The following is a 26,426-nucleotide window of genomic DNA, read 5'->3' as shown; positions in this document are numbered from 1 at the left end:
TTTAAGCGCGCCGTGGGCAGATTGGGATCAACAAATGACATCCCAATCCTCGGAGCCACACCCATGACCACTTTCAACACCAACACCGACCTCAACGCCCGTGGCCGGCAGCTGGCCAAGACCCGCGAGGCCGCCGAGCATCAGGTCTGGCGCCTGCTGAGCGGCCTGCCCGCCCTGTTCACCCGCCGCGCGGTGGATCCCGAGGAGGCCATCGCCAAGGCCGAGCGTCGCGAAGCCGCCCGCCGCGCTGTCGACAACCTGCTGCGTTAATCCGGGATGCCTAGATGCCGAAACGCGCCCTCAATGGTGCGCAAGCGCGGCGTCATCACAAAGGGGATCGAGTTGAAATGGCCAGAGATCGTCATGCCCGGATCGCAGGCCAGCATCTTGCGGCCAAAGTGCTCGACCTGCTCCAGCCGCCCTTCCAGCCAGTACGCCCAAACCAGCGCCGTGAAGACCGTCGGATATTCCGGCGCTTCTGCGTAGGCCTGTTCCAGAACAACGATGGCTTCGGCTACCCGTTCCGCTTGCACCAAGGCGATTCCCAAGCCGCAACGGGCCTGTCCGATGATCGGGTCGAGGGGGTTGATCCGAATGGACCGGCTGAACCGGTCAATCGCTGTCTCGTAGTCGTCTGCATAGACATGAACCCAGCCCGCAGCGTTCAGGACATGGCTGGAATTGGGGTTCAACGCATAGGCCTGATCCAGAATGCGCTTGGCCCGTGCCGGATCGCTGCCCATGAACGCAATCGCATGGCCCGCAAAGGCCAACGCAAGCGCGTCGTTGCGCGGATCGGTCAGCACGCTTTCGGCAAGGGGCAGGGTGGCTCGGGCCTTGTCGATGGTCAGCCAGCGGGCCGACCGCGCCACCATCGTGATCCTGCAGATCAGCGCTTTGGCCTGCGCGTAGCCCGGGTCGCGCTCTAGGGCGCGGGTCAGAAGGGCCTTGGCCGTCTCAAAGTCGTCAGGCGTTGTCAGGCGCTGCACATAGGGAAACGCCTGCATACACAGGTCATAGGCCTGTAGATCATCGGTGGGCTTGATCGCGGCGCGACCGGATTCTGCCCGCAGAACCTCGGGCTCTACGGCCGCCGCGACCTCTTCTGTGATGCGGTCCTGTAGCTCGAAAATCTCCGCCTCGGACCCGGTGAAGCGCTGTGACCAGATGGTGCGGCTGCTCTCGGCCTCGACCAATTGCACCGCGATCCGAAACGTCCCCGCCGCCTTCTGGATGGAGCCTTCCAGCACATAGCGCACGCCCAGGCTGGTGCCGACGTCGCGCAATTGCACCACCTGACCCTTCAGCGCGAAACTCGACGTGGCGGCGATCACGAAGATCCCGGAAATGCGGCTGAGGCTGCTGATCAGATCAGTAACGATGCCATCGACCAGATAGTCATTCGCCGGGTCCCCCGTGAGGTTGGCGAACGGCAGCACGGCCAGCGAGGGCTTGTCGGGCAGCGCGGGGCCCGAGGCGGGCGGCACCGGCGCGCCCCCAGCCAGTTTATAGCCGACGCCGGGCACCGTCGCGATGGCGCGGGACCCCAGCACTTTGCGCAACGTGCTGATCTGCACCGACAGGTTGCCCTCCTCCACCGCCAGCCCGCCCCAGACCTGCTCCAACAACTCGCGCTTGGAAACGACGCGGTCGGAATGGGCGTCAAGATAGGCCAAGACGTCGAAGGCGCGCGCACCCAGCGGCGCAGGGGCGCCGTTGATCAGGATATCGCGCCTGTCGGGGCGCAGGGTGAAGGGACGGTCGTCCACGCTCAACCCTCCGGCACGCCGCAGGCGCGCAACGCGTCGCCCATCAGTTTCAGATGCGGCTCGTGTTTGAACGGGCTCACGGATACAGTTTCGCTCACCGTCAGATCGGGCTTGATGGCCAGAAGGCGGTGCGCCATGGCCTGGCTTTCGTCCATCCGCCCGGCGCGGAAATAGGCCATGATCAGGTTCACAATGGTCGAGCCGTAACTTGGCCCCTCATTGAAGGCCAACTCCGACATGGCGATGGCCTCCTCCACACGCCCAAGGCCCAGAAGGATGGGACCCAGCGCACTGCGCACGAAGCCTGTGTTAGGGTCCAGCGGGTTGAGCCGAAGCGCGCGTTCGATATCCGCAAGCGCCGTGTCGAATTGGCCGATGTAGGCATGTAGCCACCCCGAAGACGCGAGGACCGTGACCGAGTTCGGGTTCAGGGCCTTGGCCCTTCGCAGGGCGACCAACCCCTCTTCCGCGCCGCGATCCAAATACGCCAGCGAATGGCCCGCATAGGTCAGAACCAATGGATCTTTGGTTTCAGAGGTCAAAAGCGCGCGCGCGTCGCGCACCGCGACGCCGCAATCGCGCACGGCAATGAACCGCCCGCCCGCCGCTGCCGTGTAGGCCCAACACCGCATCGCGCGGGCGAGGGCATAGTCTGGGTCCAAGGCCACCGCCTCATCAAGCAGGGCAAAGGCGCGGCGGAAATCCTCGGGCTTGGCGGTCATGCGCGTGATCGGCTCGGCGCGCAGGCACAGATCATAGGCGAGCAGATCCTGCGGGGGCTTGTCGCGGGACCGCACGGCCTCGGCGGCGCGCAGCGTCGGCTCGATGGCAGCGGCGACGTGTTCGGTGATCGTATCCTGCAGCTCGAACACATCGTCGATGGTGCCGACAAACCGCTCGGACCAGATGGCGTGGCCGCTGGCGGCCTCCACCAGTTGCGGGGTGATCCGCAGCGTCTTGCCTGCCTGCTGGATGGAGCCTTCCAGCACGTACCGCACGCCCAACTCGCGGCCGACATCCGCCAGATCCACCGCGCGCCCCTTGTATTTGAAGCTGGACGTCGCGGCGATCACGAACAGCCCCGGCACCCGCGTCAGCACCGCGATCAGGTCCGTCACAATGCCGTCCACCAGGTAATCGGTGTCGTCCTGCCCGGTCATATTCGCAAAGGGCAACACGGCGAGGGAAGGCCTGTCGGGAAGCGGCGGCGCGGGGCGCACGGCAGGGACGTCGGGCGCGTCGTCCGTCGCCAATTGATAGCCGACGCCTGGCACGGTCGAGATCGCGCGCGCCCCCAACACCTTGCGCAGGGCCGAGATCTGGACCGAGAGGTTGCCTTCCTCCACCACCAGCCCGCCCCAGACGGCATCAAGCAGCTCTTTCTTGCTGACCACGCGGCCCCGATGCGCAGCAAGGTAGGCCAGTACGTCAAAGGCCCGCGCGCCCAGGGGCACGGGCTGGCCCGCGACCAGCACATCGCGCTGACTGGCGCGGACTTCAAAGGGGGGGATGTCGGTCAAGGGTTGCCTGCGGTTTCGGGTGTCAGGACGACCGTAGACGCAAAGCAGGCGGAGCGGAATGGGCCGCGCGCCGCAGGTCCGGGACCCGCGGCGCCGAAGGGCCTATTCGACGGTGATCGTGATCACGTCGGATGCCACCGGCGGCACATGGGGGACGTGGTTCAGATCGCCCAACACAAGCTGCATCGTGTGGGTGCCGGCGGGCAGTTCCAGCGTCACCTGGGTCTGGCCACCGCCGAAGTGCATGTGGTTCTCGTCCGCGGGGATGCCGTACAGAAGCTCTTCAGCGCCTTCCTCCCCCTCGCCGAGCGGCGGGCGGTTGAGGAACAGGTGGTGGTGGCCGGTCCCCTCCCGCTCGACCCCGGCGGGCGCGACGCCCATACCGCTGAGCCCGAAGACGATGGTGGCCGGAGACGAGATCGTCGCGCCGTCCTCCAGATTGACGAAATAGACCTCCGCGCCCTCAACGGACGGGGTGTCCTGCGCCATTGCCAACGTGGGCAAGCTCAGCAGGGCTGCGGCAATGAAATGTTTAAACGACATGGTATCCTCCCAATAGAATGCGTCAGTTTGTGACCCATGACCTAGCGTAACATGGAAAGCCGGAAAGTCCTCACAGGCAGGCTTCACCTTTCTGGGAACGGCCTCGCCCTTCCCCATCGGTTTTCTTTTCCGGGCGAGCGCCCTATGACACCGATGGACTTTCAGGAGGATTTCATGGCCCAGGCGCATCCGGTTTACGCGAAGATTGACGGCCCGATTGTGATGATCGGCTTTGGTTCCATCGGCAAAGGCACCTGGCCGCTGATCGAGCGGCATTTCGACTATGACCGCGCACGGTTCACCGTGATCGAGCCAGACGCCCGCCAGCACGATTTCCTGCGCGAGAACGGATTGGCGTTCGAGGACGTGGCCCTGACGCCCGAGAATTATCGCGAGGTCCTGGGCCGGTTGCTGGAGCCCGGCAAAGGCTTCTGCGTGAACCTGAGCGTGGATACCTCCTCGCTCGACCTGATGCGCTTCTGCCGCGAGATCGGGGTTCCTTACATCGATACGGTGGTGGAGCCCTGGGCGGGCTACTACTTCGGAACCACGGACAACGCCGCCCGCACCAATTATGCGCTGCGCCAGGCGGTGCGCGATGAGAAGGCAGCCAATCCGGGTGGCACGACCGCAGTGTCCTGCTGCGGCGCGAACCCGGGGATGGTGTCGTGGTTCGTCAAGGAGGGCTTGCTGACCCTGGCCAAGGACACGGGCCTTTCGGTCGAGCCGCCGACCAGTCGCGCGGAGTGGGCGAAGCTGATGCAGCGCCTCGGCGTGAAAGGCGTCCACATCGCCGAGCGCGACACCCAGGTCCGGCTGGAACCGCGCCTGCGCGATGTCTTTGTGAATACCTGGTCGGTGGAGGGCTTCATCTCGGAAGGGTTCCAGCCCGCCGAGCTGGGCTGGGGCACCCATGAGCCGTGGTTCCCCGAGAATGGCCACCGCCAAGAGACGGGCTGCAAAGCCGCGATCTGGCTGGAGCGCCCCGGCGCCGTCACCCGCGTCCACACCTGGTGCCCGACGCCGGGGCCGCAGTTCGGCTACCTGGTGACGCATAATGAGGCGGTCTCGATCAGCGACTATTATACCGTGGGCGAGGGGCATCATCCCGACTACCGCCCGACCTGCCACTACGCCTACCATCCCTGCGACGACGCGGTGCTTTCGCTGCACGAGATGTTCGGCAGCGGGGTCACCCAGACCGCCCATCACATCCTGGGCGAGGATGAGATCGTGGCGGGCATCGACGAGCTGGGCGTGCTGCTTTACGGCCACGAAAAGAACGCGCTGTGGTTCGGGTCCCGCCTGTCGAATGAGGAGGCCAAGGGGCTCGCCCCGTACCAGAACGCGACGGGGCTTCAGGTGACGAGCGCCGTGCTGGCGGGCATGGTCTGGGCGCTGGAAAATCCGGGCGCAGGCATCGTGGAATCCGACGAAATGGACCACGCCCGCTGCCTGGAGGTTCAGCGGCCGTATCTGGGCCCGGTGGAGGCCCATTATACGGACTGGACGCCGCTGGAAGGGCGGTGGGAGCTGTTCGATGAGGACCTGGATCTGGACGAGCCCTGGGCGTTCCGGAACGTTCTGGCGACTTGAGGCGCGCAAGGGTGCTCAAGCTTGAGCATCTGGGTAAGGTATTGATTTCGTGACGTATTGGGTTTGCGCTTAACGTTTTGTTAAGGGTTTTGGGCGGTCCGGGTGGTGGGTTTCACTCACACTACGGCAGAGGGTGGGCAATTTGCGCGCTGGGTATCGGCGGGCCGCAGTCGGCGGTTTTTCTTTATGCTTCGCGTGCGATGCTTGGGATTACAGCGTATAAGTCGTCTGTTCAGGGCAAAGTGCGCATTCGCCACAGCTGCCCCTACGGCGGCTTTTGTAGTTTTCTGATTGCAACTGACTATTTTTTAGAATTCGAGGTTTGCAAGTCCGTTTTCTCCGTTGATCGTCTGCGACGAGCTGCTGAGGCCCGTTCCCGCTTCCGGCGATTGGAAAAATAGTTGTAAAAGCTTAACGCCGAGGCGAGTTCCGCTGAGGTGACTGATAAGTCATCAAAAGAGACATGTTCAGAAAGAAACTTTGATTGATCTGGCTCGTCGACATTTTCCAATAGTTTGTGCCAACTACCAAGTGCAGTTTTCTCGAAAGTCTTCAGATTCGGATAATCCGGCACTAGATCTTCCTCAGCACCAAGGGCATCGTGAATATCTGAGCCCGATAGAGGCGGGTTCCGAGCCAGAGTTTCGTCCCACCAATTCGAAAACTCTTCATCAGACATCTTTCGAGCTTTGGGCCAACAGAAATTCACGTAATCATAGACCGCATCAAAAACCTCCGGCGCGAAAACAACGGAACCCTCAACATAAACAGAGATCGTGAAGTGCTCAGTAGTGCCGTAGATTACAGAATATCGAACTTCGTGTAAATTTGGAAACAACAAACCAAGTATTCTGATTATTTCATCAATCTCAACTTGGAGGACGTCTTCTTTTTGTGGCGCCGTAATCGAAAACACAATTGATGCGGCCTTGCTAAAAAAATCTAGTTTCGACAGATCAGTTGCGAGTTCATCAATACTAGAAGATTTCATCAGTTCTCCATAATCATCTTCTAGATCAGGGCAGACTGAAATCCCTTCGATAAGACCAACTTCTTCTCTCATTGTGGGGATCGAGATTGCTCGGCGCACAAGGTTTCGCACCCAGTCAAGCGGCTCCCCCGACCCGCGCTGGACTTCCTTTGCGGCGGCTGCTGCAAAGCAGCATGCACAAGGACCACGCAAGCTGCCCCTCAAGTCCATGGAGTCTAAACGAATAGCCTCAAAGTTCTTCGAGGACAGAGTGCTATCTTCTGGTGTTAGTGTGCTCGCAGAAATTTGTGGGCCAGCTAGATTGAAAAGTTGTTGTGCAATATATTGATTGCTCAGCTCAATCGCCTTATCGATTGATCTATCTTCCGCGACTGGATTCATAATTTCATTTGACACAAAAAGAACTGAATTCCAGGAGCTCGTTGGAACGGGAGCGTATCTATTCCTATCAACGCTTGTCGCGCCGTCTTGAGTTTGAATTGGAGCGATTCCCGATGCGCCCCGATAAACTGGAACTTTGGTATAATCATCTGGGTCGCTGAGTTTGATAAACTGATCTGCCAAATACTGTATGATGAAGCGTCCAGTATTGAGATGCCGTTTTGTTTCGACTTCAGATGCCTCCGGAAGTACTGCAACTGCACAATAATACGTAAGTGAGTTCCCAGTAGCCTTTACGGTTGCAAATTGTTGAGCTTTTAGGATCTCTGCGGCGGCCCCACAACCGGTTCCTCCCCCAGAACTGAAAACGTAGAAGGCCAACCTAGGAGGGGACTTTTTTCCACTGCCATCGCCTATATTTTCCACAGAAAGCAAAAATCTCTTTGCATTTTGCCAACCCAACTCGGTTTTGATGGACAAATTATCCGGGGCAACAAGCAGCGCGCGGGTCAAAAACTGTGAAATTGATGGATTGTGCCCCACTCCTCTGTCTGCCAAAGGTTCATAAGAAAGCTTGAGGAAATCCGTAGCATCTTGTTCTGCATCTTCTTCAGATGTGCCGGTTTCGTTGTCTACTGTTAATCCTTGAACATCCTTAAATGTCGTTTCATCGGTATCGCCCACCAACATCACAGGCTTGAATTCTAGTGGCTGTTCACCGTTTGATCTACTTAACTTCCTAACCCATGAAGAAATTGCTTTACTTGCGTTAGATTTATCCGCTTGTCCTGTAATCTGTTTCGAAGCTTCCGAGGTTACCATCTTATGTAATGCTACCGCCACATGAGAGCCGCATCGCCCCATGCCAATGACCGCAAAGTCTGGTTGAACATCTGGGGTTTGACCGTCCTGTTCGGTAGCGCTCTCTTCTCCAGGAATGAAATACTGTATTGGCTTTTTTCCATATCGATTGATTAGTACCGATGACAGGCCGCCCCATGGTGCCGGCGCATATTCTTTGGCTAGGTCTGCGAGAAGTTCAGTGAGTTCTTCTGACAAGGAATCTGACATAATATGAATACCTAAAAACGATCCAGTATTGTTAACTATACAGTACGGAGAAAAAAACTGAAACAAAATTGCCTATGCGAACTTCGGCAACGGCTCGCACAGCAAACCCAGCATGTTTGGTTGCGTCGTTCCCGTCAGGCATACAAATGAACGCATGGTAGAAATGAGCTCAAACCGGACCTTCGTTGCGGAGCGCGCATTCTCCCCCCCTCGCCATCCCCGCGCGATGGGCGTAAAGCCTGTGCATGGCACTTGGAGACTCCCTCAACACGATCACCCTGGAAGAGGGCAACGCTCTGCCCGTCTGGCGCAGGCCGGTGGCGTTGCTCGCTGTCATGTCCTTCGCCATGCCGATTGCTTTCGCGACTTGGTCGGCGCTTCTCAACAACTTCGTTGTCGAGGTGGCCAGCTTCGATGGGTCGGACATCGGGTGGTTGCATACGGTGCGGGAGATCCCGGGGTTTCTGGCCATTGGGGTGATCTTTTTGATCATCTTCATCCGAGAGCAGGTCTTGGGCCTTGTTTCGTTGATCCTGATGGGGGCGGCGACGGCGATGACGGCTCAGTTCCCGAGCCTGGGTGGGTTGTTGTTCGTGACGCTCTTCTCGTCAATCGGGTTTCATTATTACGAGACGGTGAACCAGTCGCTGCAATTGCAGTGGATCGACAAGAAACGCGCGCCGCAGACGTTGGGGTGGTTGATGAGCGTGGGCTCGGGCGCGACGCTGTTGACGTATCTGCTGATCGTGGTGACGTGGCGGACGTATGACCTGAGCTATGATTTCGTCTACTGGGTCTCGGGCGGGGTGACGGCGGTTTTGGCGTTGGTGTCGTTGCTGCTCTATCCGCAATTCGAGAGCCCGACACCGCAGACCAAGAAGATGGTACTGCGCCGACGGTACTGGCTCTATTACGCGCTGCAGTTCATGTCAGGCGCGCGGCGACAGATTTTCATGGTGTTCGCGGGCTTCATGATGGTGGAGCGGTACGGGTACGAGGTGCACCATATTACGGCGCTTTATATGGTGACGCTGCTGGCGAATATGGTGGTGGCGCCGTTCCTGGGGGGCCTTGTGGGGCGGTTCGGAGAGCGGCTGGCGCTGATCATCGAGTATACCGGGCTCGCGATGATCTTTGTGCTCTACGCGGGGCTTTACGTGTTCGATTGGGGCGCGGGGCTGGCGGCGGGGCTGTATATCGCGAACCATCTGTTCTTTGCGCTGGCGTTGGCGATCAAGACCTACTTCCAGAAGATCGCCGCACCTGAGGATATCGCGCCGACGGCTGCGGTGGCCTTCACGATCAACCATATCGCGGCGGTGTTTCTGCCGGCGGGGTTGGGGTATTTGTGGCTGACCTCGCCCACGTCGGTGTTCATCGCGGCGGCGGGGATGGCGCTGGTGTCGCTGGGGCTGTCGTTCCTGGTGCCGAGGCATCCGGTGGCGGGGTATGAGACGACGGTGGCGCGCCTGAACGCGCATCCGGCGGAATAGGTCAGACGTCCGTTCCGGCGCGGGGGCAGAGGGGCGTGACGTTGAAGGCGTCGACCTGCCCGCCGATCAACTGGATGGACAGTACGCTTTCACAGCCTGACACTGTGTCGCCCACGCCCAAGAGATCAGTGATGCGGGCGGGGCCCGCGCCGTTGGAGCTGCGCGAGGAAAAGCCGATGTGATCCCAGGGCTCGATCTGGCCGAAGATGCGGTTGAGGCCGCCCGCGCCGATCTGCTGGGCGAGGGCGGGGGTCATCAGGGCGCGGGCCTGGGTGTGCTGCTCGGCGGCGATATGGGTGAGGAAGGCGCGGGCGGTGGCGACATCTTCGCGCTGCCCCTCGAACACGGACCAGAACAGCCAGCCGAGGAGGGCGAGGCTGCCGAGGCCCAGGGTAATGGGCACGACGGCGCGGCGGAACGCGCTTTGGGTGTGGGGCAGGGCGCCGTCCGGGTCAGGCATCGGAGGCGGGGGTCCTGCACAGGGGCGTGATGTCGAAGAAGGTGATCTCTCCGTTCAGCAGGTGGAACTGCAGGGTGCTTTCGCAGCCGCTGTCGGTTGTGCCGGTGCCCTCCAGCTCGCTGGAGCGCTGGCCGTTGGAGGAGGAGAAGCTGAAGGCGGGGAAGTCGATCTGGGTATAGGCCTCCATCCCGGCGAGCAGCTCGGCGATATCTTCGACGCTGTGACGCTCGGTGATGGAAGCATGAAGCAGGGCGTGGGCCTCGGCGGTTTCACCGGCGGCGACGTGGGTCAGGAACAGCCGGGAGGTCTCGGCATCGTCCTTCTGACCCTGGAAGCCGAAGTAGAAGGCGCCGGCGATGACGACGGCAGCGCCCAGAAGGGTGACCAGCAGGCCGCGGGGTCCTTTAAACATAACGTGTCCTCATCGGTTGTTTTCGCCGCTCACCATGCCACAAACGCCGCCCCCGCGCGATCTACGGAAATCCAGCAGTACCGCGCGGGTTTGCCAAGGCGTCCAGAAGCGGATACCGACGGGCGACACACTGCACTCCGGAGATCCCATGCCCACCTGGACCGCCCTGACCACCTTGCCGCTCAAGCCGCCCGCCGAGGCCTTGGGCGAGGCCCTGGAACAGCTGGACCCGGCCCCCACCGGCGTGGGGGTCTTCGAGATGGAGGACGGATCGGGCCTCTATGAAGTGGGCGCCTACTTCATCGAGCGGCCTGATGAGGTGGCCTTGGCGATCCTGGCGGCGGCCTATGGCGCCAAGGATTTCGCCGTCTCTGAGATCCCGGAAACCGACTGGGTCGCCCATGTGCGCCGCGAGCTGCACCCCGTGGAGGCCGGGCGTTTCTTTGTTTACGGCAGCCACGACGCAGACAAGGTGCCCGAGGGTGCGATTCCCCTGCTGATCGAGGCGGCAATGGCGTTCGGAACGGGGCACCATGGGACCACAAAGGGCTGTCTCGAAGCCGTGGACAAACTGTTTACAGACGGGTTCTCGCCACATTCTGTGGCCGATATCGGCTGTGGCACGGCCGTGCTGGCCATCGCCGCGGCGAAGGTTCTGCACCTGCCTGTCATGGCCTCGGACATCGATCCGCAGGCCGTGGATGTGGCGCTGGTAAATGTCGCCGCCAACGGCGTGTCCGAGCTGGTTTCCTGCGTGGAGGCGGCGGGGTTCGACCATCCGACGATTGCGGAAATCGGCCCCTATGACCTTGTTTTTGCAAACATTTTAAAGGGTCCGCTGGTGGAGCTTGCGCCCGATGTCGCCACCCACACGAAGGCCGGGGGCTATGTTATCCTGTCGGGCATTCTCAACGCCCAGGCCGAGGATGTCATTGCCGCCTACAAGGCCCAGGACCTGGCGTTGCATGGCCGCGACGAGATCGGAGAATGGACGACATTGACGTTGCGGAAGGTGCATTAACCAGCTTGATCAAAGTCGGCCCAAGTTCGCCTAAAACTTGTCGCATTTTGGTTCCAAGTTCGCTATGTTCATCCTCGGTGGGGGCAGTTTATGAGTAGAGCTGCCCAATGGTAAACGAAACAGAACACTTCAACGAACGCCTGAACCGCATTCAGCGGGGCCGTCGTCGCAACCGCGGCGGAATGGGCTTTGTCGTTCATCCCGATGGCGTTGTCGCCCCGATCGGAAAACCCTCTTCCCGTCTGCGCTTTGGCTTCCCTTTGAAGGGTGTGCTGCTGGGCCTGATGATTGCGGTCGCCGTCAAGGCGTACCTGATGTGGTTCCTTGGTACCGACGTCTACGCGCTTGAGGTCCAAACCCTCGTCACCGGCGCCGCGTTCGAGCAAGCCGCCGCGATGATCCTGATGCCCGACGCCCTGTCGGCCTGGGTGGTCGAGCGCTACGAGGACATCTACGCGTTTGTGCAAGCTGGACTGGCAGCGGGCGAGCCTGCCTAACAGCTGAAGCATCTGCGGCGAGGGGCCCTTGCACAAGGGCCCCGGCGTAGGGAACCGCGCGCGGATCGGGGATGTTCCGCGCGTATCCATACCCGCCTGTTCGGGGGGGTGCGAGTGCGCCACGAAAAAGCGGCCCGGGGATCATCCCCGAGCCGCTTTTTTGTCGTTTGAAGGGCCAGCCTTAGCGGTAGGCGTTGCCGGCTGCGATGTCGTCGATGTCGCCACGGTTCAGGCCGAGGTCATCGAGTTCGCGGTTGGACAGCGCCGACAGGGCTTTGCGCGTGATGCGGGCGTCGTTCCAGATGGCAATCTGGGCAACCAGATTGGAGAGAGCGCGCGTTGCATTGAAGCCTGCGCCGAGGGGACGGTTGGTGATCGAGGCCATGGGTCTCATCCTTTCCAGTTTGTGTTTCATCGGTTCCGGCGGTGGCTTACTCCGTGCCGCCGATGGACCGCATCTAGTAGGGGAAAATCGCTGTCACAAGACGATATTTTTGCATGGGTTCCATGCGTTTTCTGCATAGCTCAAGTCGTGGTTAACCCACCGTAAATGTTACAGAAAATGCCGTTTTTGTGTGTCGGATTTGAGCGGTGGAATGTCGGCTCTGTCGCAAAGGGCGGGTGCGTGTCGAAAACGGATCAGTAAATGTCGAATCCGGTCCCCGGTAATGCCATGGCTTGGCGATGTTCGCGTTTCGTGCTAATGCGATTAAAAGGCCGAATAACGGCCGTGATCAGAGGGCGGGCAGGCGGTCATGCGTATCATTGGAATTGATCCGGGGCTCAGATCCCTTGGATGGGGGGTGATTGAGGCCCAAAACGGGCGACTCAGTCACGTGGCTAACGGGCAATGCAAGACCGAAGGGCGCGATCTGGCGCAGCGGTTGTTGTCATTGCACCGTCAGTTGAGCGCGGTTCTGGCGCTTCATGCGCCGGACGCCGCAGCGGTAGAGCAGACCTTCGTGAACCGCGACGGGGCGGGCACGCTGAAGCTGGGGCAGGCGCGGGGGATTGCGCTGCTGGTCCCGGCGCAGGCGGGGCTGGACGTGGGGGAATATGCGCCCAATGCGGTCAAGAAGGCCGTCGTGGGCGTGGGTCATGCGGACAAGAAACAGGTGGAGCATATGGTGAAGCTGCAATTGCCCGGCTGCGCGCCGGTCGGCCCGGACGCGGCGGATGCGCTGGCGATTGCGATTTGCCACTCGTTCCACGTGGCGACCGCGGGGCGGCTGGCGGCGGCGATCGGGGCGGGCCGATGATTGGGAAACTGACGGGGCGGCTGGATTATCGCGGGTCGGACCATGCGCTGATTGATGTCGGCGGCGTGGGCTATGTCGTCCATTGCTCGGACCGGACGCTGGCGGCCTTGCCCGGGCGCGGCGAGGTGGTGTCGCTTTATACGGAGCTGCTGGTGCGCGAGGACCTGTTGCAGCTGTTCGGGTTCCTGACCCCGCACGAGAAGGAGTGGCACCGTTTGTTGACCTCGGTTCAGGGTGTTGGGGCGAAGGCCTCGATGGCCATTCTGGGCACCCTGGGGGCCGATGGCGCGGGCCGCGCGATCACGTTGGGGGATGCCACGGCGATCAAGGCGGCGCCCGGTGTCGGGCCGAAGCTGGCGCAACGGGTGGTGATGGAGTTGAAGGACAAAGCGCCTGCGGTGATGGCGATGGGCGGGTCTTTGAGCGACGAGATGGGTGCGGTTGTGGAGGATGCTGCGCCGGTGGCGGTGGCGTCTGCCCCTGTCGCGCGTCAGGGGTCGGGGGCCCAGGCGGAGGCGCTGTCGGCGTTGCAAAACCTGGGTTATGGCCCGTCCGATGCGGCGCAGGCCGTGGCGCAGGCTGCCGAAGGGGCCTCGGACACGGCGGACCTGATCCGCGCCGCATTGCGGCTGTTGGCGCCGAAGGATTAGGGGGATGGTCTGCCCCTTTTGCGTCGGTCATAAAGACCCAAGATGACAGAGCCTGACCCCACCCTGCGCCCCGACCGCCTGCCCGAGGATGACCGCGCGTTGCGTCCGCAAACGCTCGATGACTTCACCGGGCAGGAAGAGGCGCGCGCGAACCTGCGGGTGTTCATCGAAAGCGCGCGACGGCGCGGGGAGGCGATGGATCACGTGCTGTTCCACGGGCCGCCGGGGTTGGGGAAAACGACCCTGGCGCAGATCATGGCGAAAGAGCTGGGGGTTGGGTTTCGGATGACCTCCGGCCCCGTGCTGGCCAAGGCCGGGGATCTGGCGGCGATCCTGACCAATCTTGAGGCTAAGGACGTCTTATTCATCGACGAGATCCACCGCCTGAACCCGGCGGTGGAAGAGGTGTTGTACCCGGCGCTGGAGGATTTTGAGCTGGATTTGGTGATCGGCGAGGGGCCTGCGGCACGGACGGTGCGGATCGAGTTGCAGCCGTTTACGCTCGTCGGCGCAACGACACGGCTGGGGTTGCTGACGACGCCCCTGCGCGACCGGTTTGGAATCCCGACGCGGTTGAACTTTTACACCATTGCAGAGCTTGACCAGATCGTCGCGCGGGGCGCGCGGCTGGCGGGTATTCAGGCCGATCCGAAGGGCACTCTGGAGATCGCCAAACGCGCGCGCGGGACGCCTCGGATCGCGGGGCGGCTCTTGCGGCGGGTGATTGATTTTGCGGTCGTCGAAGGCGACGGGCGGCTGACGCAGGACATCGCCGACAGCGCGCTGACGCGGCTGGGGGTGGATGCGCTGGGGCTCGACGGGGCGGACCGGAGGTATCTTTCGCTGATCGCCGAGAATTACCACGGCGGCCCGGTGGGGATCGAGACCGTGGCGGCGGCCCTGGCCGAGCCGCGCGACTCGCTGGAAGAGGTGATCGAGCCGTTCCTGCTGCAGCAGGGCCTGATCGCCCGCACCCCGCGCGGGCGAATGCTGGCGCACAAGGGCTGGAGCCATTTGGGCCTGCCGCAACCGCAACGCGACGAGGGGTTCCTCTGAACCGCCATCCCATGACAGCCCCGGATTCGGAGGACCGACTTGAGCGCGCCGACACCTGAAAGCATCGAAGCCCTGTTCACCCGCGCCGACGGGCAGTTCTTGTTCGCCCGCTGGGGGCGGCCCATTGCGCCGATTGTGTTCGGGGTGGAGGACGCCACGATCAGCGTCTTCAAGGGCGCGATTGAGGCTGTGGTGGCCCTGGCCGACCACAAGATGGCCGAGACGGACCCGGAACTGGGCGCGAACCTGATGGTCTTCTTCCTGCGCGACTGGGCGGAGCTGACGGCGACACCGAACCTGGATCGTTTGATCCCCGACCTCGCCCCGTTGGTGGAACGGCTAGAGGCGGCAAGCGCCAACCAATACCGCAGTTTCCGCTTTGACGCGGACGGCGGCATCAAGGCGGCTTTCGTCTTCATCCGCATGGACGCCGCGATGGCAGAGGCCAGTGCCGACACGATTGCGCTGAGCCAGATCGTCCAGACGATCCTGCTGTGGAGTGACACGGCGTTTCTGGGCACCTCGCCGCTGGCGGTGCTGAAGGACGACGGGCCGGCAGTCCTCAAGCCCGAGATTGCCGACGTGATCCGCGCCGCCTATGACCCGGTGCTGCCGGTTGCGGCCACGGACAAATCCCATGCCCTGCGCCTTTTCGCGCGGATAGGACACGCCCAATGATCCACCACTGGCCCCTGCGCGTGTATTATGAAGACGTCGACCTGGCGGGGATCGTCTACTACGCCAATTACCTGAAATATCTGGAGCGAGGACGGTCCGAGATGGTGCGGGAGGCCGGGATCTCGCAACTCGACATGAAGGCTGCGGGGCTGGTCTTTGCGGTGCGCCGGGTGGAGGCGGATTACCTGAAACCCGCCAATTACGATGACGAACTGGTGGTCGAGACCCGGCTGGACCAGTTGAAAGGCGCCAGTTTTGACATGCCGCAGCGGGTTCTGCGCAGCGACGAGGTGTTGCTGGAGGCGCGGATCAAGGTCGTCATCCTTAATTCACAAGGCCGTGCGGCGCGTCTTCCGGCGGATATTCGCGCAAAAGTCACAGCGATCACGGCAAGTGACAGCTTGTGACGCAGAAGTGTTCGCCATAGCCCTTCCGTCCTGTTAAACTAAGGCACAAATGAGGCGCGAAAACAGCGCCCGCGTATGGACATACGGTGTTGAGGCCGGGGCAGAGGACAGCAGAAGACTAATGGAAACGGAAACGCTCGCGTTGGCGAATGAGGCGGATTTTACCCTCATCGCGCTTTTCTTTCGTGCAAGCCTGATCGTTCAGCTGGTGATGATCGGATTGATCGTCGCCTCTGTCTGGGTTTGGGCGATTGCCTTCTCCAAATTCGCCATGTTCCGCCGTGCGCGCGCGAACGCGGCAGAGTTTGACACGTCGTTCTGGTCCGGCGAGCCGCTGGACGAGTTCTATGACAAGGTGGCCGATGCGCCGCGTTCCGCGTCCGAGCGGGTGTTCGTGGCGGGCATGACCGAGTGGCGGCGCAGTTTGCGCGATGACGGCGCGTTGATCCCCGGCGTGCAGCAGCGGGTGGACCGCAGCATGGATGTGTCGATCAACCGCGAATCCACGCGCCTGACCAATGGCTTGACGTTCCTGGCCACGACCGGATCCACCGCGCCGTTCGTCGGCCTCTTCGGGACGGTCTGGGGCATCATGCGATCCTTCCAGGAGATCGCGATTTCCGGGCAATCGTCCCTGGCGGTCGTGGCACCGGGCATCGCGGAGGCGCTTTTGGCCACCGGCCTGGGCCTGTTGGCGGCGATCCCGGCGGTTATTCTCTATAACAAGCTGTCGGGCGATGCGGATCAGATCGTGGGCACGTATGAAAGTTTTGCCGACGAATTCTCCACTTTGTTAAGCAGGCAGTTGGACTGATGGGCGCGTCGCTGGCACAACGCGGCGGCGGGGGCGGCGGTCGTAGGCGGGGCAGGTCCCGGCGCGGCGGCGCAAGGCCTATGTCCGAGATCAACGTGACGCCCTTCGTGGACGTCATGTTGTGTCTGTTGATTATCTTCATGGTGGCCGCGCCATTGATGACGGTCGGCGTGCCGATTGACCTGCCCGACACCTCGGCCGAGTCCCTGCCGTCCGAGCAGGAAGAGCCGTTGACCGTAACGTTGACGGCGGACGGCCGGGTGATGTTGCAGACCACGGAAGTGGCGCGTGAGGATATCATCCCGCGCCTGCAGGCGATTGCGGCGGAGCGGGACAGCCCGCGCATCTTCGTGCGCGCCGATGGCGGCATTCCTTATGAGCAGGTGATGGAGGTCATGGGCGCGTTGAACGCGGGCGGCTTCCGGGAAATTGGACTGGTGACAGACGCCGGCGGGCCGCGTCTGGATGGCACCGCCGAGACCGGGGAGTGATGCCGCGATGCGCCGGTCCCTCTACGCTTCTGGATCCTTGCACGCGGGCCTCCTGTTATGGGTGGCCTTCGGCGGTATGTTGTTTGATCGCAGCCCAGAGGTGGAATTTGAGGTCACGGGCGTGACGTTGATGTCGGTGTCCGAGTTCGAGGCGCTGACCGGCGCGATGCCCACGCCGCTGGTGGACCCGACGCCTGTCGCGTTGGAGCAGCCGAGCCTGCCGGAGCAGGTGGAGGTGCCGGCCGCCGAAGCGCCGCCGCCTGCGCAAGAGGCCCCGGTTGAAAGCGAGGCACCGCCGCCGGAACAGACGCCGGTGCCCGTCGATCCCATCCCCGATACGCAAGTGACCGACGAGGTTGCCGCCCTGGCCCCGCCGCCGGGCGCGCCCGATGCGGCTGTGGCCCCCACGCCGCGCCCCGACAGTGCCCCGCGCGTGGCCCCGGTGGCCGCGCCCTTGCCCGAGCCGGACGTAGAGACCGCGCCTGAAGTGTTGGAACAGCCAACGGAGCCGGAGCTGGCCGAAGAGGCCCCGGTGGAAGAGACGCCCGAAACGGCCCCGGAAGAGGCCACGACAGAGATCGTGACCGAGGCGGAAGAGCCTGCGGCGGCACCGCTTGGGCCGACATCCTCGGTCCGTCCCACGGCGCGTCCCTCGCGGCCTGCCCCGGTGGAGGAGCCTGTAGAGGTGGCTGCCGCCGAGGAAGCTGTGGTCGAGGCACCGACGGAGGAGGTTGATCCCCTGGCCGCGGCCATCGCTTCGGCGGTGGCGGATGCGGTGGAAACACCCACGCAGACGCCCGTAGCCCCCTCGGGCCCGCCGCTGTCCCAGGGCGTGCGCGATGGCTTCCGGGTGGCGGTGCAGGCGTGCTGGAACGTCGGCGCGCTGTCGACGGAAGCGCTGGGGACCACGGTGGTGGTCGCCTTCGACATGGCCCGCGACGCGCGGCCCGATGCGGGCACGATCCGGATGATCGAGTTCTCGGGCGGCAGCCAGGGTGCGGCCAACCAGGCCTATGAAGCGGCGCGCCGGGCGATCATTCGCTGCGGGGCGAACGGATTCGACCTGCCGCTGGAAAGTTATGACCGTTGGAGCCAGATCGAGCTGGTCTTCAACCCGGAAGGAATGCGCCTGAGATGATCCGACTTGCTTTGACCCTAAGCCTGCTTGCCACGCCTGTGTTGGCGGAAACCGTGCCGGTGCCGCGCCCAGAGGGCCTTGTGGCGCGCGCGCAGGCGGCGGAAGCGGCGGCAGAAGTCGAGACCGCCGTGCCGGACCGCGCCGCGATTGCGGCACAGATCAGCGAAGCCATTCGCGCCTGCTGGAATGTCGGCGGTCTGTCGGAAGAGGCCACGGCGGTGCGCATCCGCCTGGGCTTTGACACGACACCCGACGGCCAGGTGATCCGCGAGAGCATCGAGATGGTGGATTACACCAACGGCACCCAGGATGCCGCCGAAGAGGCGCTGGTGCAGGCCTTCGCCGCGATCATGCGCTGCGGCAACGACGGGCTGGATCTGCCGGTTGAAACCCACCCGATCTGGCAGCGGGTCGAGATGACCTTTGACGCGGGGAGTATGGCTGCGCGATGATCCGTTTTGTGTTCCAGTACTGTGTAATTTTCGCCGCGTTGGCGACACCCGCGGCGGCGCAAACGGCGTTGAGCGACCGCCCAGGGATGTGGATTTCCGTGCCGCAATCGCAGGCGCCGGTTGTGGCCGCGCCCGAGACGCGCGGCGTGGTGCTGGAAGCCCCGAGCGCGGGCCCGTTGATCACCGGCACGTCGGCACCACGTGTGTTGCTGACCCCGCCGGAGCCTGCTTTGGTGACGGCGCCTCCCTCCGCGCCTGACACCCGCCCGGTGCCGCGCCCGAGCGACTTGATTGCGGTAGGGGCAGTTGAGGCCCCTGCGCCGGAGGCGACCGAAGTGGCGGTAGTGGCGCTCGAGCCCGTTGCGGTGGCAGAACTGCCTGCGCCCGTGGAAGCTGTCGCGCCCGCGCCTGTTGGGACCGTCGCCGTCGCACCCGCCGCTGTTGACCCCGAACCCGTTGCACCCACCACCATCGAGGTCGCCGCCGCGCTGCCTGTGCCATCACCTGTGGCACCCTCCGCGCGTCCGGTGCCGCGCCCTGAAACCGCCGCGACGGTCGCACTGGCTGAAGCCCTGGCGGCGCAGATCGCGGCAGAGGCCCATGCGATCATGGTCGCCGCCCCGCGCGAGTTGCCCCGCGCTGATGGAGTTGCGCCGTCCGAGGTGCTGGCCCTCAACTTAGACCAGGGCGAAGCGTCGCCACAGCAACCCGTCCAGCCAAGTGCCGTGCCCGCGCCTGCGGCACGGACGCCCGCGCCGGTGCGGGAACTGACCCCGCCTTCGGTCGAACCGATGGTGGCCATGGCCTTTGCACGCACCGTGCGGGCTCAGGAGCCTGCAGCCATGTCGGCGGTGCTGCTGCCCGCGCCCGCGCCGTTGTCGCGGCCTGTCGCGCAGCCCGTGGCCTTTGTCATGCCGCCCCTGGAGCGCGCGCCGATCCTGCCGCGTCTTCACCCCTCGGGCCCCGCGGCGTTGGAGGCGGTTCCGCATTTTGCCGCCGTCAGAACCGCGCCCCTGTCTGCGGTGTTGCTGCCGTCCGTTGCCGCACGCTCGGCCCCTGTGCCGCGCCTGGCCCGTGCGCCGGCGCCGGCCCACGACCTGTTCCCGATGTCGGCCCTGCCACCATCTGAATTGCCGCCAGGCCCCGCAAGCCTGACCCGCACGATCCAGCCGCCGTTCCCCTTTGCCGAGGCCAATGCGGCGGTCCTGACGGGCCAGCCGACAATCATCCCGGTGCGGATGCCGGTGTTGCTCCCTTCCACAACGCCTGCCTTCGACACGCCGGTCACGGACCCCGACGCGGCGGTGGAATTACCGGCCCCGGATGCGGGCGCGATTGCGCGGATGATGGACGACGCGATGATCTGCTGGCGCATGGCCAACCTGGGACCGGAGGCGCAATGGGCGCGGCTGTCGGTCGACGTGGCGCTCGACGAGACCAACATGCCCTCGGCGCAATCGATTCGGCTGACGGGGTTTGCCCGTGTCGTCTCGGGCGCTGCGGAAGACGCGTACCGCGCCGCCCATGCGGCCCTGATGGGATGTGCGGAGGCGACGGCCTATGAGCCGGTCACCGCATCCACCACCCTTGTTTTTGATCGCAGCGGGGTTCGGTTGCAATGACGCGCCAGTTTCCCGCCCCTTTTAGAGGAGGTTTCACATGTTGAACCGCCGTCGTTTTATCCACGCCACCTCGGCGCTTGCGGCCTCGACCGCGCTGCCCGGCTATGCCTTCGCGCAATCCGACCCGCTGCGCCTGGAGATCACCGAAGGGGTGATCGAGCCCTTGCCCTTTGCCCTGCCGACGTTCCTGCCCGAGGGCAACGCGGGCGATGTGGCCGCCGACGTCAGCCGCGTGATCGCCGCCGATCTGCGCGGCACCGGGCTGTTCCGGCAGATCCCTCAGGACGCCTACATCAGCCAGGTGACGAATTTCAGCGCCCCGGTGGCCTACCCCGACTGGCAGGCGATCAATGCGCAGGCGCTGATCACCGGCCAGGTTGAGGCGCGCGCGGATGGTCAATTGGTGGTGCGGTTCCGCCTGTTCGACGTGTTCAGCCAGGCGCCCTTGGGCGAGGGCTTGCAGTTTGTCGGCCCAGCCGACAGCTGGCGGCGGATGGCCCATACGGTCGCCGATCAGGTCTATAGCCGGATCACCGGGGAGGGCGGGTATTTCGACACCCGCGTGGCGTTTATCGCCGAGGAGGGGCCGAAGAACGCACGGCTCAAGCGGTTGGCGATCATGGATTACGACGGCGCGAATGTGCAGTTCCTCACGGACAGCCGCGCCATCGTGCTGGCCCCGCGCTTCTCGCCCCAGGGCGACCGGATCCTTTACACCAGCTATGAGAGCGGCTTCCCGCAGGTCTACATCATGGATGTGGCCACGGTGCAGCGCCGCCCATTGGAGGCGATCCCGGCGGAAACCATGACCTTCTCGCCGCGCTTCCATCCGAATGGGCAATCGGTGGTGTTCAGCCTGGTGGATGGGTCGAATACCGACATCTATTCGCTGGATCTGGCCACGGGCACGCGCACGCGGCTGACCCAAGCCCCCTCGATCGAGACGGCGCCGTCGTTCTCGCCCGATGGGTCGCAGATCGTGTTTGAAAGCGACCGATCCGGCGGGCAGCAGATCTACATCATGGGATCCGGCGGCGGCGATGCGCGCCGGATCTCGGCCGGGACCGGGCGCTATGGCACGCCGGTGTGGTCGCCCCGGGGCGATTACATCGCGTTCACCAAGCAGGAAAACGGCCGGTTCCACATCGGTGTGATGCGCGTGGATGGTTCAGAGGAGCGGTTGCTGACCTCGTCCTTCCTGGACGAAGGCCCGACCTGGGCGCCGAACGGGCGCGTCATCATGTTCACCCGCGAGACGCCCGGCGACGACGGCGCGCCAGCGGTCTATTCGGTCGACATCTCGGGGCGGAACCTGCAACGGGTGGCAACGCCCGGGATGGCATCGGACCCGGCGTGGTCGCCACTGCAAACGTGATTGGCCCAACACAATTGGCGGGGGCACGGTGCCCATGCTATACAGGTAAAAAACATAGATCCGAGGATCAGAGCACATGACATTTTCTTTCATCAAACCGGCCCTTCTGGTGGCGACCCTGGCCCTGGCGGCCTGTTCGCAAGGGGGCCTGAACGGCAGTGACGCAGCGGGCGGCGCAGGTGGCGCAGGCGCCGGTGGGATCGGCGCGGGCGGTGTCGGTGATCCGACAAGCCCCGCGTATTTCAACGAGGTCGTCGGCGACCGGGTGCTGTTCGCGGTCGATCAATCGACGCTGTCGTCCGAGGCCCAAGCGGTGATCGCCGCCCAGGCCCAATGGCTGCTGGCCAACCCCGAGTTCACCGCCCTGATCGAGGGTCACGCGGATGAGCAAGGCACGCGCGAGTACAACCTCGCGCTTGGCGCGCGCCGCGCGGCAGCGGTGCGGGAATATCTGGTGAGCCAGGGTGTGCCGGACGCGCGGTTGCGCACGATCTCCTACGGCAAGGAGCGTCCGCTGCAAATCTGCTCGGACGAGGCGTGCTATAGCCAGAACCGCCGGGCCGTCACGGTGATCTCTGCCGGTTTGGGGGCCTAAGATGCGGCTGGCCCTGGCAGTGTGTTGCGCGTTGATTGCGGGGCCGGTCTCGGCCCAGAACGCGGAAACCTTGGCGGATATCCGGCAGGAACTGTCGGTGCTTTACGTCGAAATCCAGCGCCTTCGGGGGGAGTTGAACACCACCGGCGGCGCGACAGGCTCGGGCGCGAGCGGCTCCACCCTGGACCGGGTCAATGCCATCGAGGCGGAGGTCACGCGGCTGACCGCCCTGACCGAGCGGTTGCAGCTGGACGTGGACAGCGTCGTGCGCGACGGGACCAACCGGATCGGTGATCTGGAGTTCCGCCTGTGCGAATTGGAACCGGCCTGCGACATCAGTTCGCTGGGTGAAACGCCGTCGTTGGGCGGCGTGACGCCGTCCAGTGCGGGCACCACCGGTGCCGCGCCTGCGGCGTCCGTGGCGCCCACGACGCCGCAACCCTCCGGCTTGGCGGTGGCCGAGCAGGGCGATTTCGACCGCGCCAACGCGGCCTTTGAAGCGGGCAGTTTCGCCGATGCCGCTGTCGCGTTCCAGACCTTCGTGGACACCTATCCCGGCTCCCCCCTGTCGGCGGACGCGCATTACTTGCGCGGCGAGGCCGAGGCCAACCTGGGCCGCTGGAACCCGGCCGCACGGGCGTTCCTCGCGGCGTTCTCTGCCGCGCCTGAAGGGCCGCGCGCGCCGATTGCGCTGACCTCGCTTGGGGTGTCCCTGGCACAGATCGGCCAGCGGGAAGAGGCCTGTCTGACCCTGGCCGAAGTCGCCGTGCGCTACCCCGGCACGCCCTCGGTCGCTGAAGCGCAATCCGAGATGGGGCGCCTGGGCTGCCAGTGACCGCGACCCTGTCGCAGCGCTTTGCCGGCCAGATGGGCCGGCTGTTGGGCCCCGATTTCCCGACCCAAATCGCACTGGCCGTCAGCGGTGGCGGCGACAGCATGGCGATGCTGGCGCTGGCCCACGAATGGGCGCGCGTCTACGGCGTTGGCCTGCATGTGGTCACCGTCGATCACGGGCTACGACCGGAAAGCTGCGAGGAGGCCGCGAAAGTGGCCGAGGAGTGTGCGGCGCTGGGGCACCCGCACACCACGCTAAAATGGCAATGGGACGGCACCGGCAACCTGCAGGACGCGGCGCGCCGCGCGCGGTTGCGGCTGATTGACGAATGGCGCGGCGACATCGCCCGTGTGCTTTTTGCCCACACCCAGGATGATCAGGCCGAGACGCTGGTGATGCGGCTGGCCCGTGGCTCGGGCGTTGAAGGGCTGTCGTCCATGGCCGAGACCCGCGATATGGGCGGCTGGCAGATCATCCGTCCTTTGCTGCAAGAGACCCGCGCCGACCTGCGCCACTACGCGGATGTCCTGAAGCTGCCCTATGTGGACGACCCTTCCAACGAGGATACGGCCTACGAGCGGGTGCGTGCCCGCAAGGTGATCTCGAACCTGGGCCTGGACCTCGGCGCGCTGGCGGAAACGGCCCATAGGATGAGCCGCGCGCGGGACGCGCTGGTGGCGCGCGCCGTGGACGTGGCACGGGGTTGCATCACCGAGGACGCCCCGGGCGGCGCGCCCACCGGGGATATCTTGATCGACCGGGACGCCTTCGCGGGGATTGAGCGCGACACCCAATTGCGCCTGCTCGCAGCGGGTTTGCAGTGGGTTTCTTCCGCGCCCTACCGGCCCCGCGCCCGCGCGCTGGACGCCCTGCTGGACCGGGTCCTTTCGGGCGGCGGCGGTACGCTGCACGGGGCTCAGGTGATCGTCACGTCAACGCAGGCGCGGGTCTGCCGGGAATATGCCGCCGTGCGCGATCACAGCCTTGCCTTGGCCGGCACCGCGACATGGGACAACCGCTGGCAAGTCGCGTCCAACACCCGCGGTCTGACCCTGCGCGCTCTGGGTCCGGACGGGTGGCAGCAACTGCCCGAACGGCCCGGCGATGGCGCGCCGCACGATGCCGCGATCGCGCGTCCCGCGCTATTTGAGGGCCCGCGTTTGGTCGCCTGCGCGGCGACCACAACGGGGCTTGCGTTCACCGCCACCCTGCGGCCCAAAGCGCCATCTTTCATCGCATCGTTGCTTTCGCGTTGAACTCGAAGCGGCAACGCTTATCTTAGTCCTAACACGCGGGCCGGGCCCGCGCTTTCCCGTGTGAGGAGATCTGCCTTGGGCAACGCGAGAAATATCGCATTTTGGGTCATTCTGTTCCTGCTGATCCTGGCTTTGTTCAACCTGTTTTCAGGCGGACAGACGCAAGTGAACAGCCGCACCGTGGCCTATTCGGAATTCGTGCAACAGGTTGAAAGCGGGGCGGTTTTGTCGGCTACGCTGGATGGGGAGAACGTGCAGTTCACCACCGGCGAAGGCTCGTTCAGCACCATCGCGCCCGCCGATTCCGAGACGACGAATACACTGCTGGCCAACGACGTCCGCATCGAGGCGCGCGCGCAGCAGCAGTCGGGCTTCCTGAGCGTGCTATCGCTGTGGCTTCCGGTCCTTGTGCTGATCGGCATCTGGATTTTCTTCATGAACCGGATGCAGGGCGGCGGAAAAGGCGGGGCGATGGGCTTCGGTAAATCGAAGGCCAAGCTACTGACCGAAAAGCACGGGCGTGTGACGTTTGACGACGTGGCGGGCATCGACGAGGCCAAGGAAGAGCTTGAGGAAATCGTCGAATTCCTGCGCAACCCGCAGAAATTCTCGCGCCTGGGCGGCAAGATCCCCAAGGGTGCGCTGCTGGTGGGACCTCCGGGCACCGGTAAGACGCTGCTGGCGCGCGCGATTGCGGGCGAGGCGGGCGTGCCGTTTTTCACCATCTCGGGCTCTGACTTCGTGGAGATGTTCGTGGGTGTGGGTGCGTCCCGTGTGCGCGACATGTTCGAGCAGGCCAAGAAAAACGCGCCGTGCATTGTGTTCATCGATGAGATCGACGCCGTGGGCCGGTCCCGTGGCGCGGGCTACGGCGGCGGCAATGACGAGCGGGAGCAGACGCTGAACCAGTTGCTGGTGGAGATGGACGGTTTTGAGGCCAACGAGGGCGTCATCATCGTGGCCGCCACCAACCGCCCCGACGTTCTCGACCCCGCGCTGCTGCGCCCGGGTCGTTTCGACCGCCAGGTGCAGGTGCCCAACCCCGACATCAAGGGCCGCGAGCGCATTCTGGGCGTCCACGCCCGCAAGGTGCCGCTGGGTCCGGACGTGGATCTGCGCATCATCGCGCGCGGCACGCCCGGTTTCTCGGGCGCGGATCTGGCGAACCTGGTCAATGAATCCGCGCTGATGGCAGCGCGCATCGGGCGTCGTTTCGTGACGATGGAGGATTTTGAATCCGCCAAGGACAAGGTCATGATGGGCAGCGAGCGCCGTTCCATGGTGATGACCGAGGATGAGAAGAAACTGACCGCCTATCATGAGGCGGGCCACGCTGTCGTGGGCCTTAACGTGCCGGATCACGACCCGATCCATAAGGCGACGATCATCCCGCGCGGGCGCGCGTTGGGCTTGGTTTTGTCCTTGCCGGAGCGGGATCAGTTGAGCGTGTCCTACCGCAAATACACCTCCAAAATCGCCATGGCGATGGGGGGCCGTGTGGCGGAAGAGCTGGTGTTCGGAAAAGAGCACATCACCTCGGGCGCGTCTTCGGACATCCAGCAAGTCACGCGAATTGCGCGCGCGATGGTCACGCAATTCGGCTACGCGGAAGAGCTTGGCTATGTGGACTACGCCAACGAGCAGCAGTCCCATCTGGGCGCGTACGGCGGCGGCACCAGCCACTCGGCCGATACCCAGAAGATCATCGACGACAAGGTGAAGGAGTTGGTGGAAGAAGGCTATCAGACCGCCAAGCGGATCCTCACAGAGCAGCGCGATGACCTGGAGCGTCTGGCCCAGGGCCTGCTGGAGTATGAGACCCTGACCGGCAAAGAGATCACCAAGGTGATCGCGGGCGAGCCGCTTAACCGGGGCGATGACGATGACGAGGCGCCGACATCGGGCGGCACACCGTCGGTCACCGCGATCCCGAAGCTGAAACCCAAGTCCAAGCCCTCGGGCGACATGGAGCCTGAGCCGACTGGATGACATCGGTCTGTCATTAAGAATGAAGAAAGCCCCCGGACCGCAGTGGTTCGGGGGC

Annotated in this window: 27 protein-coding genes; 20 read left to right on the top strand and 7 right to left on the bottom strand. The window is 63.8% G+C overall.

What is annotated here, in order from left to right; genetic code table 11:
* Positions 1–63: 63 nt before the first annotated feature.
* Positions 64–270 carry a hypothetical protein gene (locus AC6I9R_RS19285; RefSeq protein ID WP_461428515.1) on the top strand — a complete coding sequence of 69 codons (207 nt, stop codon included), beginning with the start codon at positions 64–66 and terminating at the stop codon, positions 268–270.
* Here AC6I9R_RS19285 and AC6I9R_RS19280 read toward each other — a convergent pair.
* The 3 genes from AC6I9R_RS19280 to AC6I9R_RS19270 form a co-directional block, all read right to left on the bottom strand.
* Positions 267–1,769 carry a tetratricopeptide repeat protein gene (locus tag AC6I9R_RS19280; protein WP_461428516.1) on the bottom strand — a complete coding sequence of 501 codons (1,503 nt, stop codon included), beginning with the start codon at positions 1,767–1,769 and terminating at the stop codon, positions 267–269. The two genes, AC6I9R_RS19285 and AC6I9R_RS19280, sit on opposite strands and share 4 nt — an antisense overlap.
* Positions 1,770–1,771: 2 nt before the next feature.
* Positions 1,772–3,289, bottom strand: coding sequence for a winged helix-turn-helix domain-containing tetratricopeptide repeat protein (locus AC6I9R_RS19275; protein WP_461428517.1), 1,518 nt, complete (start codon positions 3,287–3,289; stop codon positions 1,772–1,774).
* A gap of 102 nt (positions 3,290–3,391) precedes the next feature.
* The gene (locus tag AC6I9R_RS19270; protein ID WP_461428518.1) at positions 3,392–3,832 is read right to left on the bottom strand and encodes a DUF4399 domain-containing protein; all 441 of its coding nucleotides are present in this window, start codon (positions 3,830–3,832) and stop codon (positions 3,392–3,394) included.
* 174 nt (positions 3,833–4,006) lie between these two features.
* On the opposite strand from AC6I9R_RS19270, the gene AC6I9R_RS19265 reads away from it, so the two are divergent.
* Entirely contained in the window at positions 4,007–5,428 is a 1,422-nt protein-coding gene (locus AC6I9R_RS19265) for a homospermidine synthase (RefSeq protein ID WP_461428570.1), read from the top strand.
* Between the two features lie 301 nt (positions 5,429–5,729).
* On the opposite strand, the gene AC6I9R_RS19260 is transcribed toward AC6I9R_RS19265, so the two are convergent.
* Positions 5,730–7,871, bottom strand: coding sequence for a hypothetical protein (locus AC6I9R_RS19260; RefSeq protein ID WP_461428519.1), 2,142 nt, complete (start codon positions 7,869–7,871; stop codon positions 5,730–5,732).
* A gap of 245 nt (positions 7,872–8,116) precedes the next feature.
* Between AC6I9R_RS19260 and AC6I9R_RS19255 the strand changes: the two genes are divergently transcribed.
* Positions 8,117–9,364, top strand: coding sequence for an MFS transporter (locus tag AC6I9R_RS19255; protein ID WP_461428520.1), 1,248 nt, complete (start codon positions 8,117–8,119; stop codon positions 9,362–9,364).
* Between the two features lies 1 nt (position 9,365).
* Here the strand turns inward: AC6I9R_RS19255 and AC6I9R_RS19250 are convergent, their stop codons facing one another.
* Both AC6I9R_RS19250 and AC6I9R_RS19245 read right to left on the bottom strand, forming a co-directional pair.
* Positions 9,366–9,824, bottom strand: a complete 459-nt coding sequence (locus tag AC6I9R_RS19250; RefSeq protein WP_461428521.1) for a hypothetical protein — start codon at positions 9,822–9,824, stop codon at positions 9,366–9,368.
* Positions 9,817–10,236: a hypothetical protein gene (locus AC6I9R_RS19245; RefSeq protein ID WP_461428522.1), complete on the bottom strand. Its 420-nt coding sequence runs from the start codon at positions 10,234–10,236 to the stop codon at positions 9,817–9,819. The genes AC6I9R_RS19250 and AC6I9R_RS19245 overlap by 8 nt, the downstream gene beginning before the upstream one ends.
* A 148-nt stretch (positions 10,237–10,384) precedes the next feature.
* Here AC6I9R_RS19245 and AC6I9R_RS19240 point away from each other — a divergent pair, with 148 nt between their 5' ends.
* Both AC6I9R_RS19240 and AC6I9R_RS19235 read left to right on the top strand, forming a co-directional pair.
* A complete protein-coding gene (locus AC6I9R_RS19240) occupies positions 10,385–11,257 on the top strand; it encodes a 50S ribosomal protein L11 methyltransferase (protein WP_461428523.1) in 873 nt (290 codons plus the stop codon).
* Positions 11,258–11,364: 107 nt separating this feature from the next.
* On the top strand, positions 11,365–11,754 hold the full coding sequence (locus tag AC6I9R_RS19235; RefSeq protein ID WP_461428524.1) for a hypothetical protein: 390 nt from the start codon (positions 11,365–11,367) through the stop codon (positions 11,752–11,754).
* 181 nt (positions 11,755–11,935) lie between these two features.
* Here the strand turns inward: AC6I9R_RS19235 and AC6I9R_RS19230 are convergent, their stop codons facing one another.
* Positions 11,936–12,139, bottom strand: coding sequence for a DUF1127 domain-containing protein (locus AC6I9R_RS19230; protein ID WP_461428525.1), 204 nt, complete (start codon positions 12,137–12,139; stop codon positions 11,936–11,938).
* 370 nt (positions 12,140–12,509) lie between these two features.
* Here AC6I9R_RS19230 and ruvC point away from each other — a divergent pair, with 370 nt between their 5' ends.
* The 15 genes from ruvC to ftsH all read left to right on the top strand — a co-directional run bounded on the left by ruvC (position 12,510) and on the right by ftsH (position 26,371).
* Complete coding sequence (gene ruvC / locus AC6I9R_RS19225; RefSeq protein ID WP_461428526.1) at positions 12,510–13,013, top strand: crossover junction endodeoxyribonuclease RuvC; 504 nt, start codon at positions 12,510–12,512, stop codon at positions 13,011–13,013.
* On the top strand, positions 13,010–13,663 hold the full coding sequence (gene ruvA / locus AC6I9R_RS19220) for a Holliday junction branch migration protein RuvA (RefSeq protein ID WP_461428527.1): 654 nt from the start codon (positions 13,010–13,012) through the stop codon (positions 13,661–13,663). Before ruvC ends, ruvA begins: the two co-directional genes overlap by 4 nt.
* Positions 13,664–13,705: 42 nt before the next feature.
* Positions 13,706–14,719: a Holliday junction branch migration DNA helicase RuvB gene (ruvB, locus tag AC6I9R_RS19215; RefSeq protein WP_461428528.1), complete on the top strand. Its 1,014-nt coding sequence runs from the start codon at positions 13,706–13,708 to the stop codon at positions 14,717–14,719.
* A gap of 39 nt (positions 14,720–14,758) precedes the next feature.
* On the top strand, positions 14,759–15,397 hold the full coding sequence (locus AC6I9R_RS19210) for a hypothetical protein (RefSeq protein WP_461428529.1): 639 nt from the start codon (positions 14,759–14,761) through the stop codon (positions 15,395–15,397).
* A complete protein-coding gene (ybgC, locus tag AC6I9R_RS19205) occupies positions 15,394–15,804 on the top strand; it encodes a tol-pal system-associated acyl-CoA thioesterase (protein ID WP_461428530.1) in 411 nt (136 codons plus the stop codon). Before AC6I9R_RS19210 ends, ybgC begins: the two co-directional genes overlap by 4 nt.
* 121 nt (positions 15,805–15,925) lie before the next feature.
* Positions 15,926–16,618, top strand: coding sequence for a protein TolQ (gene tolQ, locus AC6I9R_RS19200; RefSeq protein ID WP_461428531.1), 693 nt, complete (start codon positions 15,926–15,928; stop codon positions 16,616–16,618).
* Entirely contained in the window at positions 16,618–17,109 is a 492-nt protein-coding gene (gene tolR / locus AC6I9R_RS19195; protein ID WP_461428532.1) for a protein TolR, read from the top strand. Before tolQ ends, tolR begins: the two co-directional genes overlap by 1 nt.
* A complete protein-coding gene (gene tolA, locus AC6I9R_RS19190) occupies positions 17,084–18,247 on the top strand; it encodes a cell envelope integrity protein TolA (protein WP_461428533.1) in 1,164 nt (387 codons plus the stop codon). The genes tolR and tolA (AC6I9R_RS19190) overlap by 26 nt, the downstream gene beginning before the upstream one ends.
* The gene (gene tolA / locus AC6I9R_RS19185; RefSeq protein ID WP_461428534.1) at positions 18,244–18,699 is read left to right on the top strand and encodes a cell envelope integrity protein TolA; all 456 of its coding nucleotides are present in this window, start codon (positions 18,244–18,246) and stop codon (positions 18,697–18,699) included. The genes tolA (AC6I9R_RS19190) and tolA (AC6I9R_RS19185) overlap by 4 nt, the downstream gene beginning before the upstream one ends.
* Entirely contained in the window at positions 18,696–20,321 is a 1,626-nt protein-coding gene (locus AC6I9R_RS19180; protein WP_461428535.1) for a hypothetical protein, read from the top strand. The genes tolA (AC6I9R_RS19185) and AC6I9R_RS19180 overlap by 4 nt, the downstream gene beginning before the upstream one ends.
* A 37-nt stretch (positions 20,322–20,358) precedes the next feature.
* Entirely contained in the window at positions 20,359–21,696 is a 1,338-nt protein-coding gene (tolB, locus tag AC6I9R_RS19175) for a Tol-Pal system beta propeller repeat protein TolB (RefSeq protein WP_461428536.1), read from the top strand.
* Between the two features lie 76 nt (positions 21,697–21,772).
* Entirely contained in the window at positions 21,773–22,291 is a 519-nt protein-coding gene (gene pal, locus AC6I9R_RS19170) for a peptidoglycan-associated lipoprotein Pal (RefSeq protein WP_461428537.1), read from the top strand.
* A gap of 1 nt (position 22,292) precedes the next feature.
* On the top strand, positions 22,293–23,126 hold the full coding sequence (gene ybgF / locus AC6I9R_RS19165) for a tol-pal system protein YbgF (protein ID WP_461428538.1): 834 nt from the start codon (positions 22,293–22,295) through the stop codon (positions 23,124–23,126).
* Entirely contained in the window at positions 23,123–24,382 is a 1,260-nt protein-coding gene (gene tilS / locus AC6I9R_RS19160; RefSeq protein ID WP_461428539.1) for a tRNA lysidine(34) synthetase TilS, read from the top strand. The genes ybgF and tilS overlap by 4 nt, the downstream gene beginning before the upstream one ends.
* Positions 24,383–24,457: 75 nt before the next feature.
* Positions 24,458–26,371, top strand: coding sequence for an ATP-dependent zinc metalloprotease FtsH (gene ftsH / locus AC6I9R_RS19155; RefSeq protein WP_461428540.1), 1,914 nt, complete (start codon positions 24,458–24,460; stop codon positions 26,369–26,371).
* The last annotated feature ends 55 nt before the right edge of the window (positions 26,372–26,426 follow it).

This window comes from Gymnodinialimonas sp. (genome assembly GCF_059726805.1).
Note: the sequence above shows the minus strand (reverse complement) of the source record. Positions and strands in the feature narration are given on the sequence as shown.